The organism is Agromyces sp. NSFZ, from assembly GCF_056156205.1.
Genome location: NZ_CM149585.1, coordinates 3862151 through 3879913, shown reverse-complemented (window position 1 = coordinate 3879913; position 17763 = coordinate 3862151). Strand labels below are relative to the sequence as shown.

Below are 17763 nucleotides of genomic sequence, written 5' to 3'. Positions count from 1 at the left end.
CCCCGACGTGCCCGGAAACCCCGCCGGGCCACGAGAGAAGAGGAAGTCATGACGGACTATACGACCACGCAGACGGGCGCCCCGGTCGCCAGCGACGCGCACTCCCTCACGGCCGGCGCCGACGGCGCCACCGTGCTGCACGACCGCTACCTCGTCGAGAAGCTCGCCCAGTTCAACCGCGAGCGCATCCCCGAGCGCATCGTGCACGCGAAGGGCGGCGGCGCGTTCGGCGAGTTCGTCGTGACCGAGGATGTCTCCCGCTACACGCGTGCGGCCGTGTTCCAGCCCGGCGCGACGAGCGAGATGCTGCTGCGCTTCTCGTCGGTCGCCGGCGAGCAGGGCTCGCCCGACACGTGGCGCGACGTGCGCGGGTACGCGCTGAAGTTCTACACCACCGAGGGCAACTACGACATCGTCGGCAACAACACGCCCGTGTTCTTCATCCGCGACGGCATCAAGTTCCCCGACTTCATCCACTCGCAGAAGCGCCTCCCGGGCTCGGGCCTGCGCGACGCCGACATGCAGTGGGACTTCTGGACGCTCTCGCCCGAGTCGGCGCACCAGGTGACCTACCTCATGGGCGACCGCGGGCTGCCGCAGTCGTGGCGCACCATGAACGGCTACGGCTCGCACACGTACCAGTGGATCAACGCCGACGGCGAGCGGTTCTGGGTGCAGTACCACTTCCTCAGCCGCCAGGGCGACCTGCACCTCGGCGCCGACGAGGCCGAGGCGATCGCCGGGGCCGACGCCGACTACTACCGCCGCGACCTGTACGAGGCGATCGAGCGCGGCGAGTTCCCGACGTGGGACGTGTACGTGCAGGTCATGCCGTACGAGGAGGCGAAGACCTACCGCTTCAACCCGTTCGACCTCACGAAGACCTGGTCGAAGCAGGACTACCCGCGCATCAAGGTCGGCCACTTCACGCTCAACCGCAACCCGCGGAACTTCTTCGCCGAGATCGAGCAGGCCGCCTTCTCGCCCGCGAACATCGTGCCGGGCATCGACATCAGCCCCGACAAGATGCTCATGGCTCGCGTGTTCAGCTACCCCGACGCGCAGCGGTACCGCGTCGGCACGAACTACAACCAGATCCCGGTGAACGCGCCGCACGCCGCGCCGGTGCACAACTACTCGCAGGACGGCGCCCAGCGCCACGGCTTCAACCACCCCGACGTGCCGGTGTACGCGCCGAACTCCTTCGGCGGGCCCGTCGCCGACCCGGCCCGCGCCGGCGAGGGCGGTTGGGAGTCCGACGGTGCGCTCACGCGGGCCGCGGCCACCCTGCACGCGGAGGACGACGACTTCGGCCAGGCCGGCACCCTCTACCGCGACGTGTTCACGGCCGAGGCGAAGGCGCGCTTCCTCGCGACCCTGACCGGCCAGGGCAACGCGATCACGGTCGACGCGATCCGCGAGCGGTTCTTCCAGTACTGGACCAACGTCGACGCCGAGCTCGGCGCTGCGCTGCGCGCACAGGTCGGCACCGAGGCATCCGCCGCGTAACCGGTCTCGCGGATGTCCCGAGCGCCCGGTCTCCTCGAGGGGCCGGGCGCTCGCCCGTCGCGCGTGCCCATTGCGCGTCGGTCGCCCACTCCACCTGCCGCAGAATCGAGAAGTCGCAGCTGCACGGTGCGACCCTGTAAACGCGACTTGTCGCTATGGCACGCTGCAGCTCCGCGACCTGCGGGCACCCATTCCGCCCGCGCTCAATCGAGAAGTCGCGTTTGCGCAGTCGCACCCTGCAAACGCGACTTCTCGACCCGGGGCGGTCGTGACTTCCCCCGCTAGTGCTCGCGCAGCTGGTGCTCGACCACGTACCGTGCGATCGCGATCGACGACGTGGCGGCCGGCGACGGCGCGTTGCGCAGCAGCGTCACGGGTCCCACTTGATCGACGGCGAAGTCGTCGAGGAGCGCGCCGTCGCGTCCCCAGGCCTGCGCGCGCACGCCCGCGGCCGTCTTCGCGACGAGATCGGAGCGCAACAGTTCGGGGACGAAGCGCCGGGCCTTGCGGAAGTAGCGCGACTTGAGGAGCGATGCGCTGATCTCATCGACCCCCATGCGCCAATGCTGCCGCGCGAGTGCGCCGGCGCCAGGCCACCTGAGCGACTCCCACGTGTCGCGCGGCGAGATCGTGAGCCATCCGTATCCCTCGCGTGCGAGCGCCGGCACGGCGTTCGGGCCCACGTGCACGTCGTCGTACACTCCCCGCGTGAAGTGCACGCCGAGGAACGGGAACCTCGGGTCGGGCACCGGATAGATCATGCCGTTCACGAGGTGGGCGCGCTCGGGCGCGAGCGCCCAGTACTCGCCGCGGAACGGGAGGATCTTCGGCGACGGATCGGCGCCCACCATCCGCGCCACGACGTCGGACTGCAGGCCGGCGCACGCGATGACCCGGTCGAACACGTGCTCCGAGACCTCGGTGCGCAGGCGCACGCGACCGTGCTCGACGTCGAGGCCGACGACCTCCTGGCCGAGGCGGATGTCGCCGCCGGCGGCGCGGACATCCTGCGCCATCGCCTCGGTGATCTCGACGTAGTCGACCGCCGCCGTGTGCGGGGAGTGCACTGCCGCGACGCCGGCCACGTGCGGTTCGATCTCGCGAAGCCGGGCGGCGTCGTCGATCCTGGCGAGGTCGGGCACGCCGTTCGCGATCGAGCGGCGTTCGATCTCGGCGAGGGCCGGGAGCTCGGACTCGTCGACGGCGACCACGAGCTTGCCGAGCTCGCGGTAGGGGAGCTGCTTCTCCTCGCAGAACGCCCGGATCGCCACGCGGCCCGCAGCGCAGAGCTCCGCCTTGAGCGAGCCGGGCTGGTAGTAGAGCCCGGCGTGCACGACCCCCGAGTTGCGACCGGTCTGGTGCTCGGCGAGCCGGCGCTCCTTCTCGAACACCGTCACCTCGCCGAGCCCGCGCAGCGCGAGCTCACGGGCGAGGGCGACGCCGATGATCCCGCCGCCGATGATGCCGATGCGCTCCGTCGTCACATGCCAAGCATCACGGTGCCGCGATGACGGCGCAAACGAGTGGGATCCGGTACGGCGGGCGCTACGCCTCGACCAGGGCGCGGCGCACGACGCTCGTGAAGAACCCGAGCCCGTCGACGCCCGACCGCATGGCGGCCGCGGTGTCGGGGCCGAAGCCCGGCTCGACGGCGTGCTCGGGGTGCGGCATCAGGCCGACCACGTTGCCGCGCTCGTTCGAGATGCCCGCGATGTCGCGGAGCGAGCCGTTGGGGTTCACGTCGACGTAGCGGAACACCACGCGCCCCTCGCCCTCGAGCCGGTCGAGGGTCTCGTCGGACGCGATGAAGCCGCCCTCGCCGTTCTTCAACGGGATGGTGATCTCCTGGCCCTGCTCGAACCCGGTCGTCCAGTCGGTCGAGGTGTTCTCGACGCGCAGCTTCTGGTCGCGGCAGATGAACGAGCCGTGGTCGTTGCGGATCAGCCCGCCCTCGAGCAGGTGCGCCTCGGTGAGCATCTGGAAGCCGTTGCAGATGCCGAGCACGGGCATGCCCTTGTTCGCGGCATCCGTGACCTCGCTCATGATGGGGCTGAGCGAGGCGATCGCGCCGCAACGCAGGTAGTCGCCGTAGCTGAAGCCGCCGGGCAGGATCAGGGCGTCGACGCCCTCGAGGTCGTGCGAGCCGTGCCAGAGGGCCACGGGCTCGGCGCCCGCGAGTCGCACGGCGCGCTGCGCATCGCGATCGTCGAGCGAGCCGGGGAAGGTGATGACGCCGATGCGCATGCGATGGCCTCTCAGTGCGTCTCGCCGGCCGGGGCCACATAGCCCTCGTCGCCGTGCTCGGGTGCCACGTGGGTGGCCTCCTCGGCGAGCTCGGCGTTCGACTCCACGTAGTGGATGCCCACGACGTCCTCGATGACCGAGTTCGACAGGATCTCCTCGGCGATCTGCTTCACGCCGGCACGGAGCGTGTCGTCGACGGGACCATCGACGGTGAGCTCGAAGCGCTTGCCGATGCGCACGCCGGTGAAGCCGGAATGTCCGGTGCGGGCGAGGGCTCCGGCGACGGCCTTCCCCTGGGGGTCGAGCAGTTCGGCCTTGGGCATCACGTCGACGACGATGGTGGGCACCGAGGTTCTCCGTCCGGTGTCGAGGGGGTGGATGCCTCGATTCTACCGGGCACCCGGCGGCGCGATGTCGTCGTACGTAGACTGCCGCCATGACCGACCCGGCGGGGAGGCGGGAGCGGCTCTCCGCCGCCGATGCCTCGAACATCGAGATTGACGCGCCCGACCAGGTGAACGCGTTCCTGATGGCCGGAGTGCTCGCACCCGGTGGGCCGGTGGCGCCCGACGGCACAGTCGACCTCGCAGCCCTGCGCTCGGCGCTCGGCGAGCACGTCGCGGCGATCCCCCGAATGGCGCAGCGGGTGGTTCCCGCTGGACGGGTCCTGGTCTGGGAGTCGGCCCCCATCGAGTTCGAACGGCACGTGCGGCAACTGCAACCGGTCGACGGGCGGGCCGGGTTCGAGGCGCTGTGCGCGCGGCTCATGGTCACCCCGTTCCCGATCGACCGCCCGCTGTGGGAGGTGCTCGTGGTGCCGGGCGTCGCGCCGGGGCGCGCGGGCATGGTCCTGCGCATCCACCACGCGATGGCCGACGGCGTGGCCGCCGTGCGGCTCGTCGAGCAGCTGCTGGGTCCGCACGCGACGACCGCGACGGATGCGACGAGCCGACCGGATGCCGCGGCGGCACCCACTCCGGACGCCACCGCGCCCGGAGCCCCCGCGCCCGGAGCGCCCGCGCCGGCCCCCGCCGCGTCGCGCCGCGGCCTGCGCGCGAGGCTCCGCATGCTGGCGTCGGGATGGGTGCGAACGGTGGCCGTGTTCCACCGCGCGGTGCCTCGCACCGTCCTGCTCGGGCGGATCGGACCGCGCCGGGGCGTGGCCTTCGTCGACACTCCGCTCGACACCCTTGCGGCGGGAGCCGCGACGGTGGGTGCGACCGTGAACGACGCGCTGCTCGCGGCGGCCGTCGCGGCGGCGGAGGCGGCGCTCCGCGCTCGCGGGGAGCCCGTGCCGCCGGCCCTGCCCGCGAGCGTGCCCGTCGCGCTGCGCGAACGCGGACGGTCGGGCAACGCGGTCGGCGTGATGCTCGTGCCGCTGCCGACCGGCGAGGCGGATCCCGCGGCACGCCTGCGGCGCATCGCCGAGCTCACCCGTGTGCGCAAGGAGGACGCCCGCGCCCGCGGGCAGTACGAACTCACCAGGACCCGGTTCGGCTCCCGGCTCTTCAAGCGGTTCGTGCGCTACCAACGGCTGATCGTCGTGTTCGTGTCGAATGTGCCGGGCCCGCGGCATCCGCTCGCCCTCGCCGGAGCACCGCTCGAACGCGTGTGGCCGGTCGGCGCGCTCCAGGGGAACGTGCGGCTCGGCGTCGCGGCGCTCTCGTACGACGGCATGCTCCGGTGCGGCGTGCACTGCGACGCCGATGCGCTGCCGGCCGACGTGTTCGCCGGCACGATGCGCGAGCAGTTCGCGCGCATCGCCGCGCTCGCGTGAGCTGCCTGCTCGGGCGCGTCACCCGAGGTGCGCCGGCCGCTCGCTCCGGTGACGCCGCAGCACCACCACGAGCAGTACGGATGCCACGAGCTGCAGCGCCACCACGAGCGCCACGAGCAGTGGCAGGTCCTCGTACAACGCGCCGGCGACCACGGCTCCGGCGAGCGCCCCGAGCCCCTGGAACACGGCGAACCATCCGTACGCCGAACCGAGCTGGTCGGCCGGCACGAGGTCGGCGACGAGCGCCTTCACGGTCGAATCCTGCACGCCGGTCGCCAGCCCCCAGATCAGGACGCCGACCGACACGAGCGCGACGCCTCCGCCGAGCGCGAGGCCCGGGACGAACGCCGTGAGCACCGGCACCCCCAGCAGCACCGAGGTTCCGATGCGGTCGTACGCCCACCCGGTGAGGAGGGCGCCGACGGCGGCCGCGGCCATGCCGGCCGCGTACACGAGCGGCACGGCCGCGATCGGCACGAGGTCGGCGGCGGCGAGGTGGTACGACACGATTCCGAAGCTCAGCAGGCCGAACGTCGTGATCGCCGCGAAGGCGGCGAACAGCACGAAGGTCGTCCGCACGTGGCCTGGGATCGCGGCGAGGCCCGACAGGCGGGCGGCGAGCGACATCCGCACCGGTGCAGCGGATGCCTCGGCCGTTGCCGCCGCCTCGGGCGCGACGCCGGCGACGCGGTAGACGCTCGGGTCGGGCACCCGCGCCCGCAGCCAGGACAACAGCACCATCGCCACGGCGGCGGGGATGATCAGCACGAGGAACGCGGGCCACAGCGCGCCCGTGACCGCGGCCACGCCGGCCACCACGAGCGGTCCGGCGAAGGCGCCGACCTGATCGAGCAGCTTGTGCACGCCGAAGCCCCTGCCGCGTCCGACCGCGCCCGCAGCGTCGGCCAGCAGCACGGTCTTCGCCGGTCCGCGCACGGCCTTGCCGGTGCGCTCGGTGATGAGCAACGCGCTCGCTGCGGCGAGGGACACCGACCCGAGCACGGGCGTGAGGGCCAGGAGCGGCACGCTCACCGCGCTCATGGCGTAGCCGACGATCGTGAACGCCCAGTACGCGCGACTCCGGTCGGCCCACGGGCCGGTGACCAGGCGCAGCACGAGGGCGATCGCCGTCGCCGTGCCGGTGACCGTGCCCACGAGCACGGCGGACGCGCCAAGCTCCTCGAGCAGCGCGCCGCTCACCGAGATCGCGCCGTCGGACACCATGTCGATGGCGAGGCTCACGAAGCCGAGCCCGATCACCATCGACCACGCACGCAGGCCCGCGCGCCGTGGCGGTGCAGGGTTGCTCACGGGGGCGAGACTACCGCCGGAACAGGGTTCGGGCGATCGCGGCGATCGCGGCGAGTAGGGCTGCGGCCGCCGCCGCGGCCACGGCGATCGCGAGCGCCGGGTGCTCCCGACGTTGTTGCTCGAGCCATTCCGCCGCGTCCTCGGCGAGGTCTTCGGTGGCGTCCAGTGCGCCCTCGGCGGCATCCAGTGCGTCCTCGGTGACCGCCTCGACCTTGGCGGATGCCGCCGAGACCGCCTCCGCGCCACGCGAGGCGGCATCCACGGCAGCCGCCCGCATCGCATCGAGCGTCTCCTCCGTCGCGCGCGACGCCCGGTCGGCCGCGGCCTTCGCCTCGCCGATCGCCGGTTCGACCTGCCGCTCGTCGTCGGCGCGCATGTCAGGCAGGCCCCACTCCGTGGTCCTTCGACGCGTCATCGGTCACCACGCCCGTCTCGGTGGAGGGCAGGTCGTGCAGCTCGGGACCGCCGTGGGCCGCCGGGTCCTCGGGGGAGTCGGCTTCCGCGTCGGCAGCTGCCGCATCCATCGAGGTCACCGGTTGCTTCGGATCGGGCACGGTGCGACCGGGTGCGCCGTAGGAGCCGCTCGTACCTTTCGGTCGGCCGGCCTGCTCCGTACCGTCCGAACCGCCCATGTCGTCGGCTGCGCCGACGTCGCTCATCGCCGGCGTCCCAGCGCACGGGCGATCGCACCGAGCACCACGGCACCGGCGACCGCAGCGCCGATCACGACGCCGGGACGGCGCTCGTACTCCGCCCTGATGCGCTCGCTCCAATTGCCCGTGACGCGCTTCGCCTCATTGGCGAAGTGATCGAGGTCGGCGTTCTCGGCCGCCTCCCTGAGGCGGGCACTGGCCTTCTTCGCGGTGTCGGTGGCGGCGTCGATGGCCTTGTCGAACGGCGAGCCCGGGGTCGTGCCGGTCGAGCCGGTGGTCGTGCCGGTCGAGCCGGTCGAGCCGGTCGAGCCGGTGGTCGTGCCGGTCGTGCCGGTCGTCCCGCTCGTCGATGGGGTGGTCGATGCGCCCGTCGAGGTCGCGGAGGTCGTCGGGGTGGTGCTCGTCGCACCCGTTGCGGACTCGGAGTCCACGGGCGTGGTGGGCGGCACGGTGGTCGCGCCTCCGGTCGTCTTCTCGGCGTCGGTGCGTGTCGTCTGCTCGTCGCTCATGCTCGTCGCTCCTTCGATCGGCGCGCCTCCAGGGGTCAGGGGGCGCCACACGGAGCAGTCTCACCCCGTTCTCCTCTCGAGTCGAGGGCGTTGACAGGTCGAGCCGCACCGCCTAGGCCAGCCCGGCCCGCTCGGTGAGCACGGTGCGCAGGGTGTCGCGCGTGGCCGCGAGTCCCCGGTGCACTTCCTCGAAGCTCGTCGAGAGCGGCGAGAGCCCGATGCGCAGGCCGCTCGGGTCGCGGTAGTCGGGGATCACGTCCTGCTGCCACAGCCGGGCCGTCACCTCGCGCATGGCCGGATGCCGCAGGGTGACGTGGCCGCCCCGCTGGGCCGGGTCGAGCGGCGAGGCGAGCGTGACGCCGAGCGGCGCGAGCCACTCCTCAGCGATCGAGATGGCGAACTCCGTGAGTGCTACGGACTTCTCGCGGATGGCGGGCATGCCGGCCTCCGCGATCATGGCGAGCGTCTCCTGCATGGCGAGCATGCCCACGATCGGCGGCGTGCCGCTGAGGAAGCGACGCATGCCCCGCGCCGGCACGTACTCGGGCCCCATCGCGAAGACGTCCGCGGCACCCATCCAGCCCTGGATCGGCTGCGCGAGCACGTCCTGCAGGTCGTCGCGCACGTACGCGAAGGCGGGCGAGCCCGGACCGCCGTTCAGGTACTTGTAGGTGCATCCGACGGCCAGGTCGAACTCCCACCGATCGGCGTGCACGGGTACGGACCCGGCGGAGTGACAGAGGTCCCACAGGACGAGCGCGCCGGCATCGTGCGCGATGCGCGTGAGCTCCTGTGCGTCGGCGAGGTAGCCCGACCGGTACGCGACGTGGCTGATGACGACGAGCGCCGTCTCGGGGCCGGCCTTCTCGGCGAGCTGCTCGCTCGTCACGCCCGAGGCGGTGTCGACCCGGATCCACCGCACGTGCATGCCGCGTTCGCGGGCGATGCCCTCGATCACGAATCGGTCGGTCGGGAAGTTGTCGCTGTCGACGATGATCTCGCGCCGGGCCGGATCGCGCACGAGCTGTGCGTCGACCGCCGCGCGCGCGAGCTTGTAGAGGAGCACGGTCGTCGAGTCGCCGACCACGGTCTGACCGGCCTTCGCCTCGATGACGGCACGCCCGATCAGGTCGCCGACCTCGAACGGCAGCTGCATCCAGGACTCGTCCCATCCGCGGATGAGCCGCCCGCCCCATTCGTCGCGCAGGAACCCCTCCATGCGCGCGATCGCCGACAGCGGCGGCCGACCGAGCGAGTTGCCGTCGAAGTAGACGAGGTCGGTGTCGGCGCCCGCGAACCGCTTGCGGTAATGCGCGAGCCCGTCGGCGCGATCCATGCGGCGGGCATAGGCGAGGTGGGGATCGAGGGTCACCGGACCTCCAGTTCCTCGGCCGGCACGAGGCAGGCCGTTGCGAGCCAGCTTGCGAGTTCGTCGAGCGCGCCGGGCGGCGGGCCGGGCACGAAGGTCGCGACGGCTTCGTCGCGCTCGCTGCGCGGCCACGGGTCGCAGACCGCGGCGAGCACCTCGGATGCCTCGAGGCCGGCCATCGTGAGCAGCGCCACCTCCACCGGGTTCACGCCGAGCGGCTGGTCGCCGTTGCCGAGGTCGGTACCGTAGAGCACCCGGCCGCCCGCGGCGTGGAACCGGCGCAGGGTGTCGAGGGCGAGGTCGCGCTCCGGCGACGGCTCCGACGCCGCGCCGTAGCTCGTGACGAAGAGCGTCGAGATCCAGCGCTGGCCCGCTGCCGCGGCGCGCGTGATGAGCTCGTCGTCGAGTCGCTCGGTGAAGGGCGTGTGCGCGAGCACGTCCACGCCCGCGTCGATCGCGAGCCGGGTCATCCCGTCGCCCTCGACGTGGGCGACCACGGACATGCCGCGTTCGTGCGCGGCGGCCACGACGGCGTCGAGCGTCGTGCGGTCGAACACCGGCCCTGCCGCGGCGTTGAGCGCGACCTTGATGACGGACGCCCCGAACCGGTGCTGCTCCGACACGGCCGTCTCGGCTGGGCTCGGAAGCGAGCCACGCCCGTCGCCCGCGGCTGCGGGAACCTCCCGCGCACAGCCCGGCACGGCCCACGAACGACCGACGGGGTAGCCGCCGGGGGCCGTGAGGAACGTGCCCGCGAACTCGACGCGCGGCAGTCCGTCGTGTGCGCGTCGCTCGGTGAGCAGGTCGAGCGGGGCGCCGAGGTCGACCACGCCCGCGAGCGCGGTGTCGGCGAGCGCGTGAGCGCCCACGATCATGAGGTGCACGTGGTGATCGACGAGTGGCGGCAGCATGGTGCCGATCTCGCCGGGGTGCTCGCCGTTCATCGAGCGGCGGACGGGCGCGGCGAGCGGGCCGAGGTCGAGCAGGAGTCCGTCCGCCGAGCCCGTCGAGGCCGACGCGACGCGTGGCCCTTCGACAGGCTCAGGGACCGAGGCAGGCTCAGGGGACGAGGCGGCGTGCGACATCCGTCAACCGGGGATCTCGGTGCGCACGGCGTAGAGCTCGGGGAAGAACGTGAGCTCGAGGGCGCGCTTCAGGAAGGGGGCTCCGCTCGACCCGCCCGTGCCGGTCTTCGAGCCGATGATGCGCTCGACCGTCTTCAGGTGCCGGAACCGCCAGAGCTGGAAGTTGTCCTCGAGGTCGACGAGTTCCTCGCAGGTCTCGTAGGCGGCCCAGTTGTGCTCGGGGTCGGCGTAGATGCGGGTGAACACCTCGACGAGCTCGGGCCGGAACGTCCAAGCCCGGGTCACGTCCCGTTCGAGCACGTCGGCGGGGATGTCGTAGCCGGCTCGTGCGAGCAGCCGGAGGAACTCGTCGTAGAGGCTCGGCGCCTCGAGTGCTCGCCGCACGATCGCCCCGGCTGCGGCATCCGCCTCGAAGACCTGGAGCATCTTCGCGTTCTTGTTGCCGAGCACGAACTCGACCGCACGGTACTGGTACGACTGGAACCCGCTGGCGTTGCCGAGCACGCCGCGGAACTGCGCGTACTCGGTCGGCGTGAGCGTCGCGAGCACCGACCACTGCTCGGTGAGCGTCTTCTGGATGTGCTTGACGCGCGCGATGCACTTGAGGGCCGGCGCGAGGTCGTCGGCGCGCATGAGCTCGCAGGCCGTCTCCAGCTCGTGCAGCACGAGCTTCAGCCAGAGCTCGGTGGTCTGGTGCTGGATGATGAAGAGCAGTTCGTCGTGGTGCTCGGGCCGCGAGATCGGCCGCTGCGCCGAGAGCAGGGTGTCGAGGTCGAGGTAGCCGCCGTAGCTCATCCGGTCGCGGAAGTCCGTGACGACGGATGCCTCGATTCGACGCGTGTTGTCGGTGACGGGCTGCTCGTGCTGATCGGTGTCGGCCACCCGCTCAGCCTAGTCGCGCGCCCCATGGGCCGATCGTGCCGGGTTCGGTCGGGTCCGGTCGGGATGCGGCGGGCGGCCCCCGGCCGGACGCACCGACCCATTCGCCCGCCGCACCGCGTCCCTCTCCCCCAAGAGGGCGGTCGCCGCCGGTCCGGAATCGAAACGGAGTTGACCCTCCGAATACTACCGGATGAATCGACGGGTAGGCTGAATCCCGTGAACCCGCCCACGTCGCCGCGGCGGGATGCCCGGCGCAACCACGAGCGACTCCTCGCCGAGGCGAGGGTCCTGTTCGCCGAACGCGGCATCGACGCGCCCCTCGATGAACTGGCCACTCGCGCGGGTGTCGGGGCGGGCACGGTGTATCGGCACTTCCCCAACCGCGAGGCCCTCGTGCGCGAACTGTACGACCTCGGCGTCGGCGAGGTCCGCGACCTCCTTCCCGAGATCATCGCCGCCGAGACCGGATGGAGGTCGGTGGAGCTCTGCCTCGAGCGGCTCGCCGCGTGGCTCGCCGCGGCGCCGTATGTTCCGGCGGTCATGCGTCGGATGGCGGAGATCGAGCCCGACCATCGACCGGGGACCGAGTGGGCCGAACCCGTCGAGGGGATCGTCGCCCGCGCCCAGGCGGAGGGGTCGCTGCGCTCGGACGTCACCGCGGTCGACCTCGCCGTGCTGGTCGACATGCTCGGCTCGCTCGGACAATACGGCGGCACCTACCTGCCCTACTGGCGCAGGCAGTTGGTCGTCGTCCTCGACGGCCTGCGCGCGCGGCCCGACCTGACGCCGGTGCCAGGTGCCGGCCTCGATTTCGAGGCGTTCCACGACATGTCGCACCAGAAGGGGCCGCGGCCCGCGCCGGAGTCCTGATCGTCGCCGCGCGCCGGGCGAGCATCAGACCGCCGGACGCACCTCGATGAGGTTCGCCCACGGGTCGTCGAAGGCGAGGGTGCGACCGTCGTCGCGCGTCGCGACGCCGTAGTGCGACATCCGCTCGCCGATCTCGCCGAGGTCGTCGGCGCCGGGCACGACGATCTCGACCTTGCCGAGCCCGAGCGCCGGGCCGCGCCGGCCTGCGCCGGCGCTGTTCCACGTGTTCATGGCCATGTGGTGGTGGTAGCCGCCGGCCGAGACGAAGAGGGCCTGGCTGCCGTACGTCGTGGTCTGGTCGAAGCCGAGGCGGTCGACGTAGAACTCGCGCGCGCTCGCGATGTCGCCCACCGAGAGGTGCACGTGGCCGACGATCGCGTCGCCGAGGCCGGTGCCGGCGGTCGCGGCATCCGCGGCGTCCTGCGTGAGGTGCTCGCCGAGGTACCGGTTCGGGTCGAGGAACAGCGTCGACATCTCGATCTGGCCGTGCGTCCAGCTCCACTGCGAGCGGTCGCGGTCGAAGTAGAGCTCGACGCCGTTGCCCTCGGGGTCGTTGAAGTAGAACGCCTCGCTCACGAGGTGGTCGGAGCTGCCGGTGAAGGTGCCCGGATGCTTCAGCGCCACGGAGTAGACGGCGGATGCCAGCGCCGCGCGCGAGTCGAAGAGGATCGCGGTGTGGAACAGGCCGGCAGTGCGGGGGCCGGCGTGCTTCAGCTCGGGCGCGTATTCGAGGATCACGACGGGCGTCGTGCCGCGGCCGAGCACGGCGACCGGGCCGTCGTGGCGGAGCAGTTCGAGCGTCACACCGTCGCGGTAGTAGCGGATCATCGCGTCGAGGTCGCCGACCTTCAGGGTCACGGCGCCCATGCCGGTATCGGCGGCGAGACCCGTCGAGGGGAGCCCATTGGTTGTAGTCACAACTAATGATAACTCTGACGGGCAGCCGATCATTCCCCGAGGGGTGGCGGCATCGGCATGCGGAGAGTATGGTCCGGCGCATGAGCGCCTTGACCACACCTCGCAAGCGGGCGTCGCTCCTCGGCGCCCTGATGATCGCCGCCCTCTCGACGACGTTCGCCGCCGGGCCGGCACAAGCGGTCGCCGGCGGTCCGCCCGAACATGCCGCCAACGTCAAGGTCTCGTATGTCGCTCTCGGCGACTCCTACGCCGCCGGCTTCGGTGGCGGCGATTACACCCCGGGCGACCCCTGCTTCACGAGCCCGGACGGGTACGCAGCCCTCCTCGCCGACGAGCCGGGCCAGGCGCACACCGACCTCCGCGGCTGCATCGGCGCCACGACCGACGTCGTCGTGGACACCCAGCTCGGGGGGCTCGATCACCGCACCAAGTCCGTGACGCTGACCGTCGGCGCCAACCATCTGGGCGTCGCGGCGCTGGCCGGCACCTGCCTCACCGGCACGCAGGAGCAGTGCCTCCTCGCCGTGGCCCAGGCGCAGGCGCTCCTGCCTCAGCTCGCGACCGACCTGGCGGCCACCCTGGCCGCCATCCGCGAGGCGGCCCCGAACGCCACGGTCTACGTCACCGGCTACCCGCTGCTGCTCGCGCCTACGGCGCCCGTGGATCCGTCGATCATCGCGGTGGTCAACCAGGGCATCATGGCGCTCAACGGGGTGATCCAGGCCGCCGTCACGGCAGCCGGCTCGGGCTTCGTCTACGTCGACGTGACGCAGTCGTTCGCGGGACATGGCATCGGTTCCACGGATGAGTGGATCATCGCCCCGCCGTCGGCGGAGGCGTTCCACCCGAACGACGCCGGGTACCTCGCCTACGCCGACGCCATCATCGCGGCCGGGTTCTCGCCGGCCAAGTGAGTCGGCAGTCGGCCGCCGGCCGGTCGAGCGCGGCCTTGTGCCCGTGATCCCTCAGAGGTGATGCCGCCGATGCCCATCGCCCAGTGCGTTTCCGCACTGGTGCCGGTGTGCCCCGTCGAGGCGATCGCGGGAGACGTGATGGGAACCCAGCGGGACGAAAGACCCGGGTCGGCCGCCCAGGTGCTGCGTACGGTGGGGTGGTCATCGGCGCCGAGGCCCTCGGGCGCCCACGTCGAAGGAGCGACCATGGGGATGGACAACCTGCTGCTGTACGTGGCGACGTACGAGGACGCTGACGCCGCTGCTGCCGATTACACGGCGCTCAAGGCTGCCGAAGAGGCCGATCTCGAGGTCGTGCAGTCGGTGGTGATGCACCGCGATGAGGACGGACGTGTCAGTGTCGACGAGCACGGCACGGGGCATGTCAAGGGCGGCGCGCTGATCGGCGGAGGCGCCGGCCTCGTGCTCGGGCTCTTCGCACCCCCGCTCCTGGCGGCGACCGCCGTCGGCGCGGGCGTCGGTGCGATCGCCGGCAAGCTCGCGGAGCGCCATGAGGAGAAGAAGATCGGCGTCGACCTCGAGGAGACCCTGCCGAAGGGCTCATCGGCCATCGTCGCGGTGATCGACGACCGCTATCTCGACCGCATCGACGCGGCGCTGTCGAAGGCGCTCAGGAAGATCGACAAGGCGATCGACCGGAACGACTACGAGGCGCTGCAGAAGGCGATCGACGAAGGGGGCGACGAGATCGCGAAGGCGATCTCGTCGTAGCCGGGGCGGGCCGGCGGTGACTCCGGCGCGGAACTCGTGACGCCTGGCGCGCACGGCCGCGACGTCGACGCGCCCCGCGGCACCGGCCTCAGAGCCCGAGCGTGAGTCGCTCGAGCAGCGCTCGGTAGCGCTCGGCGGTGCGCTCGACGATCTCGTGGGGGAGCGTCGGCGGCTCCTCGAGCTCGTGCTCGTCCCAGTTCGCGGCGAGCCAGTCGCGCACGATCTGCTTGTCGAAGCTCGCCATGCGCAGGTCGGGCGTTGCGGCCGTGAGATACGCCTCGGCATCCCAGTACCGGCTCGAGTCGCTCGTGAGCACCTCGTCGGCGAGCGTCACGATGCCGGTGTCGCGGTCGGCGCCGAACTCGAACTTCGTGTCGGCGAGGATCACCCCGCGGCTCTCGGCGACGTCGGAGGCGTGCGCGAAGATCTCGAGCGAGAGGGCCCGCAGCTGCTCGGCGACGGTCTCGCCGACGAGCTCGACGGTGCGCTCGTACGAGATGTTCTCGTCGTGCTGGCCGAGCGGCGCCTTCCACGCGGGCGTGTAGATCGGCTCGGGCAGCCGGTCGCCGTTCGAGAGACCGTCGGGCAGCGGGATGCCGCCGATGGCCCCGGTCTCCTGGTACTCCTTCCAGCCGCCGCCCGTGAGGTAGCCACGCACCACGCACTCGATGGGGAACATGTCGAGCGTGCGGCAGAGGGTCGCCCGCTCGGCGACCTGTGCCGGGATCTCGGGGATGTCGGCCAGCCGGTCGTCCTCGGCGTAGGCGAGGTGGTTGGGCACCCCGGGCAGGTGGTCGAACCACCAGCGCGTGAGCCTGGTCAGCATGGCGCCCTTGCCGGGGATCGCGGGCTCCAGCACGTGGTCGAACGCGCTGACGCGATCGCTCGCGACCACGAGCACGACGCGCGAACGGCGCAGCGGGTCGCCGGTCCAGTCGTCGTCATCGTCGGGGGTCGTCGCGGGCACGTACAGGTCGCGGACCTTGCCGGAGTAGACGTGCGTCCAGCCGGCCAGCTCGCTCGCGTCGCTGCTCATCGGACTCCCCTCACTCCGCGACGCGCGCGGCGATGTCGGTGCGGTACTGCCCGCCCTCGAGGCGCAGGCGGCCGAGCGCATCGTACGCACGCCGCCGGGCCTCGGCGAAGTCGGCGCCGATCGCGACGACGTTGAGCACGCGTCCGCCGGTCGCCACGAGCGGCGCCGTCGCACCGGGCTCGGCGGGCGAGCCGATGGCCGTCGCGGCGTGCGCGAGGTGCACGCCGGGCACGGATGCCGCAGCATCGACGCCCTCGATCACGCGACCCGTCTCGGGGGACTCGGGATACCCCTCGCTCGCGAGCACCACCGTGACCGCGGCATCCGACCGGAACACCGGACGCGGCGTCGTGGCGAGCGCGCCCGTCGCCGCAGCGAAGAGGAGCCCGGAGAGCGGGGTCTCGAGGCGGGGCAGCACGACCTGCGTCTCGGGGTCGCCGAAGCGCGCGTTGAACTCGATGACCCGGATGCCGCGCGAGGTCAGGATGAGGCCCGCGTAGAGCAGCCCGATGAACGGGGTCTGCTCCTCGGCGAGCTGCTTGACGGTGGGCTTCGCGATGGTCTCGATGACCTCGTCGACGAAGGCCCGCTCGCTGCCGAAGCGGTCGGCGAGCCACGGCAGCGGCGAGTATGCGCCCATGCCGCCCGTGTTCGGTCCCCGGTCGCCGTCGTGGAGTCGCTTGTAGTCCTGTGCGGGCGAGAGCGGCACGACGTTCGTGCCGTCGGAGAGGAGGAACAGCGAGACCTCCTGGCCCTCGAGGAACTCCTCGACGAGCACGGGGCCCTGCTGCAGGTAGTGCGTGGCGTGCGCGACCGCCGCGTCGCGGTCGTCGGTGACGAGTACGCCCTTGCCGGCCGCGAGGCCGTCGGCCTTCACCACGAAGGGCGCGCCGAAGTCGTCGAGCGTCGCCTCGACCTCGGCCAGCGTGTCGGCGAGCCTCGCTCGCCCGGTGGGCACGCCCGCGGCCTCCATGATGCGCTTGGCGAACGTCTTCGAGCCCTCGAGTGCTGCCGCCGCCCTGCCCGGCCCGAACACGGCGATGCCGCGCGGACGCAGGGCGTCGGCGACCCCGGCGACGAGCGGCGCCTCTGGGCCGATCACGACGAGCTCGATGTCGTTGTCGAACGCGTAGTCGGCGACGAGCACGGGGTCGGTCGGGTCGAGCGCGATCGTCGTCACGCTGCCGCGTGCCGATGAGGTGGCGGATGCCGCGATGCCGGCGTTGCCCGGCGCGGCGATGATCTCGTGACCGGCCTCCTCGTCGAGGAGCGCGAGGATGATGGCGTGCTCGCGCGCGCCCGAGCCGAGGACGAGGATTCTCACCGGTTCAGGCTACCCCGTCGCATCCGCCCGCAATTCAGGAACGGATGTCGCGAGTCCGCGGGTCCAGTCGCGGAATGCCGCTCCCACCGCGCGGGTGGCGCGCCGCCCTCCTGAATTCCGACCGGCGTCGGCAATGCGTGCGGGAGGATGGAGGCATGGCACGAGCGCGGATCGACGACGGGTTGGGGCGGGCGGCGGTGAGCACGGTGCGGGCGATCGCCGCGCAACACGGTGAGGACGCAGGCGCGGGGCGCGGGGCATCCCCTCGAGAGCCTCAGGGCATCGCCGTCGACCGCTCCACGCTCGCCATCGCGGTGCGCTACACGCTGCAGCTGCTCGCCGAGCAGGCGCCGGGCGGCACGGTGGAGGTGCGCGTGCCGCCGCACGGCGCGGTGCAGTGCATCGAGGGCCCGAAGCACACGCGCGGCACGCCGCCGAACGTCGTCGAGACGGATGCCGCCACCTGGCTCGCCCTGGCGGTGGGCGACCTGTCCTGGGCCGAGGCCCGGGCGTCGGGTCGAGTGCATGCATCCGGCCAACGTGCGGATCTCGACGGCCAACTGCCGGTGCTGCGCATTCCCTGAGTCGGCG

General features: G+C 72.0%; 19 protein-coding genes. 6 read left to right on the top strand and 13 right to left on the bottom strand.

The genetic code is table 11. From position 1 onward, the window contains the following. Window positions 1-48 precede the first annotated feature (48 nt). Entirely contained in the window at window positions 49-1509 is a 1461-nt protein-coding gene (locus ACVFI9_RS18410; protein WP_474763622.1) for a catalase, read from the top strand. A gap of 281 nt (window positions 1510-1790) precedes the next feature. Here the strand turns inward: ACVFI9_RS18410 and lhgO are convergent, their stop codons facing one another. From lhgO to purS, 3 genes are all read right to left on the bottom strand, one after another. Further along, complete coding sequence (lhgO, locus tag ACVFI9_RS18405; RefSeq protein WP_474763621.1) at window positions 1791-2993, bottom strand: L-2-hydroxyglutarate oxidase; 1203 nt, start codon at window positions 2991-2993, stop codon at window positions 1791-1793. A gap of 61 nt (window positions 2994-3054) precedes the next feature. Beyond that, window positions 3055-3753 carry a phosphoribosylformylglycinamidine synthase subunit PurQ gene (gene purQ, locus ACVFI9_RS18400; RefSeq protein ID WP_474763620.1) on the bottom strand — a complete coding sequence of 233 codons (699 nt, stop codon included), beginning with the start codon at window positions 3751-3753 and terminating at the stop codon, window positions 3055-3057. An 11-nt stretch (window positions 3754-3764) separates the two neighbouring features. Further along, window positions 3765-4100, bottom strand: coding sequence for a phosphoribosylformylglycinamidine synthase subunit PurS (purS, locus tag ACVFI9_RS18395; protein ID WP_474763619.1), 336 nt, complete (start codon window positions 4098-4100; stop codon window positions 3765-3767). 89 nt (window positions 4101-4189) lie between these two features. Here purS and ACVFI9_RS18390 point away from each other — a divergent pair, with 89 nt between their 5' ends. Then, the gene (locus ACVFI9_RS18390; protein WP_474763618.1) at window positions 4190-5530 is read left to right on the top strand and encodes a wax ester/triacylglycerol synthase domain-containing protein; all 1341 of its coding nucleotides are present in this window, start codon (window positions 4190-4192) and stop codon (window positions 5528-5530) included. Between the two features lie 18 nt (window positions 5531-5548). On the opposite strand, the gene ACVFI9_RS18385 is transcribed toward ACVFI9_RS18390, so the two are convergent. The 7 genes from ACVFI9_RS18385 to kynA all read right to left on the bottom strand — a co-directional run bounded on the left by ACVFI9_RS18385 (window position 5549) and on the right by kynA (window position 11252). Then, window positions 5549-6841 (bottom strand): MFS transporter, encoded by a 1293-nt coding sequence (locus tag ACVFI9_RS18385; protein ID WP_474763617.1) that lies wholly within the window; start codon window positions 6839-6841, stop codon window positions 5549-5551. A gap of 10 nt (window positions 6842-6851) precedes the next feature. Further along, window positions 6852-7217 (bottom strand): hypothetical protein, encoded by a 366-nt coding sequence (locus tag ACVFI9_RS18380; protein WP_474763616.1) that lies wholly within the window; start codon window positions 7215-7217, stop codon window positions 6852-6854. A gap of 1 nt (window position 7218) precedes the next feature. Then, window positions 7219-7500, bottom strand: coding sequence for a hypothetical protein (locus tag ACVFI9_RS18375; protein WP_474763615.1), 282 nt, complete (start codon window positions 7498-7500; stop codon window positions 7219-7221). Next, on the bottom strand, window positions 7497-8003 hold the full coding sequence (locus ACVFI9_RS18370) for a hypothetical protein (RefSeq protein ID WP_474763614.1): 507 nt from the start codon (window positions 8001-8003) through the stop codon (window positions 7497-7499). The genes ACVFI9_RS18375 and ACVFI9_RS18370 overlap by 4 nt, the downstream gene beginning before the upstream one ends. A 112-nt stretch (window positions 8004-8115) precedes the next feature. Continuing rightward, window positions 8116-9339, bottom strand: a complete 1224-nt coding sequence (locus tag ACVFI9_RS18365) for a kynureninase (RefSeq protein WP_474766314.1) — start codon at window positions 9337-9339, stop codon at window positions 8116-8118. 32 nt (window positions 9340-9371) lie between these two features. Beyond that, window positions 9372-10457 carry an amidohydrolase family protein gene (locus ACVFI9_RS18360; protein WP_474763613.1) on the bottom strand — a complete coding sequence of 362 codons (1086 nt, stop codon included), beginning with the start codon at window positions 10455-10457 and terminating at the stop codon, window positions 9372-9374. Between the two features lie 3 nt (window positions 10458-10460). Next, window positions 10461-11252 (bottom strand): tryptophan 2,3-dioxygenase, encoded by a 792-nt coding sequence (gene kynA / locus ACVFI9_RS18355; protein ID WP_474766312.1) that lies wholly within the window; start codon window positions 11250-11252, stop codon window positions 10461-10463. Between the two features lie 303 nt (window positions 11253-11555). Between kynA and ACVFI9_RS18350 the strand changes: the two genes are divergently transcribed. Then, on the top strand, window positions 11556-12209 hold the full coding sequence (locus ACVFI9_RS18350; protein ID WP_474763612.1) for a TetR/AcrR family transcriptional regulator: 654 nt from the start codon (window positions 11556-11558) through the stop codon (window positions 12207-12209). Window positions 12210-12233: 24 nt separating this feature from the next. Here the strand turns inward: ACVFI9_RS18350 and ACVFI9_RS18345 are convergent, their stop codons facing one another. After that, window positions 12234-13076, bottom strand: coding sequence for a VOC family protein (locus ACVFI9_RS18345; protein ID WP_474766311.1), 843 nt, complete (start codon window positions 13074-13076; stop codon window positions 12234-12236). Window positions 13077-13207: 131 nt separating this feature from the next. Here ACVFI9_RS18345 and ACVFI9_RS18340 point away from each other — a divergent pair, with 131 nt between their 5' ends. Both ACVFI9_RS18340 and ACVFI9_RS18335 read left to right on the top strand, forming a co-directional pair. Next, entirely contained in the window at window positions 13208-14041 is an 834-nt protein-coding gene (locus tag ACVFI9_RS18340) for an SGNH/GDSL hydrolase family protein (RefSeq protein ID WP_474763611.1), read from the top strand. A gap of 246 nt (window positions 14042-14287) precedes the next feature. Next, a complete protein-coding gene (locus tag ACVFI9_RS18335; RefSeq protein ID WP_474763610.1) occupies window positions 14288-14812 on the top strand; it encodes a DUF1269 domain-containing protein in 525 nt (174 codons plus the stop codon). An 88-nt stretch (window positions 14813-14900) separates the two neighbouring features. Here the strand turns inward: ACVFI9_RS18335 and ACVFI9_RS18330 are convergent, their stop codons facing one another. Together ACVFI9_RS18330 and purD are read right to left on the bottom strand one after the other, a co-directional pair. Further along, entirely contained in the window at window positions 14901-15848 is a 948-nt protein-coding gene (locus tag ACVFI9_RS18330; RefSeq protein WP_474763609.1) for a phosphoribosylaminoimidazolesuccinocarboxamide synthase, read from the bottom strand. Window positions 15849-15858: 10 nt separating this feature from the next. Beyond that, on the bottom strand, window positions 15859-17172 hold the full coding sequence (purD, locus tag ACVFI9_RS18325; RefSeq protein ID WP_474763608.1) for a phosphoribosylamine--glycine ligase: 1314 nt from the start codon (window positions 17170-17172) through the stop codon (window positions 15859-15861). A gap of 155 nt (window positions 17173-17327) precedes the next feature. Between purD and ACVFI9_RS18320 the strand changes: the two genes are divergently transcribed. Beyond that, window positions 17328-17756: a sterol carrier family protein gene (locus ACVFI9_RS18320; protein ID WP_474763607.1), complete on the top strand. Its 429-nt coding sequence runs from the start codon at window positions 17328-17330 to the stop codon at window positions 17754-17756. The last annotated feature ends 7 nt before the right edge of the window (window positions 17757-17763 follow it).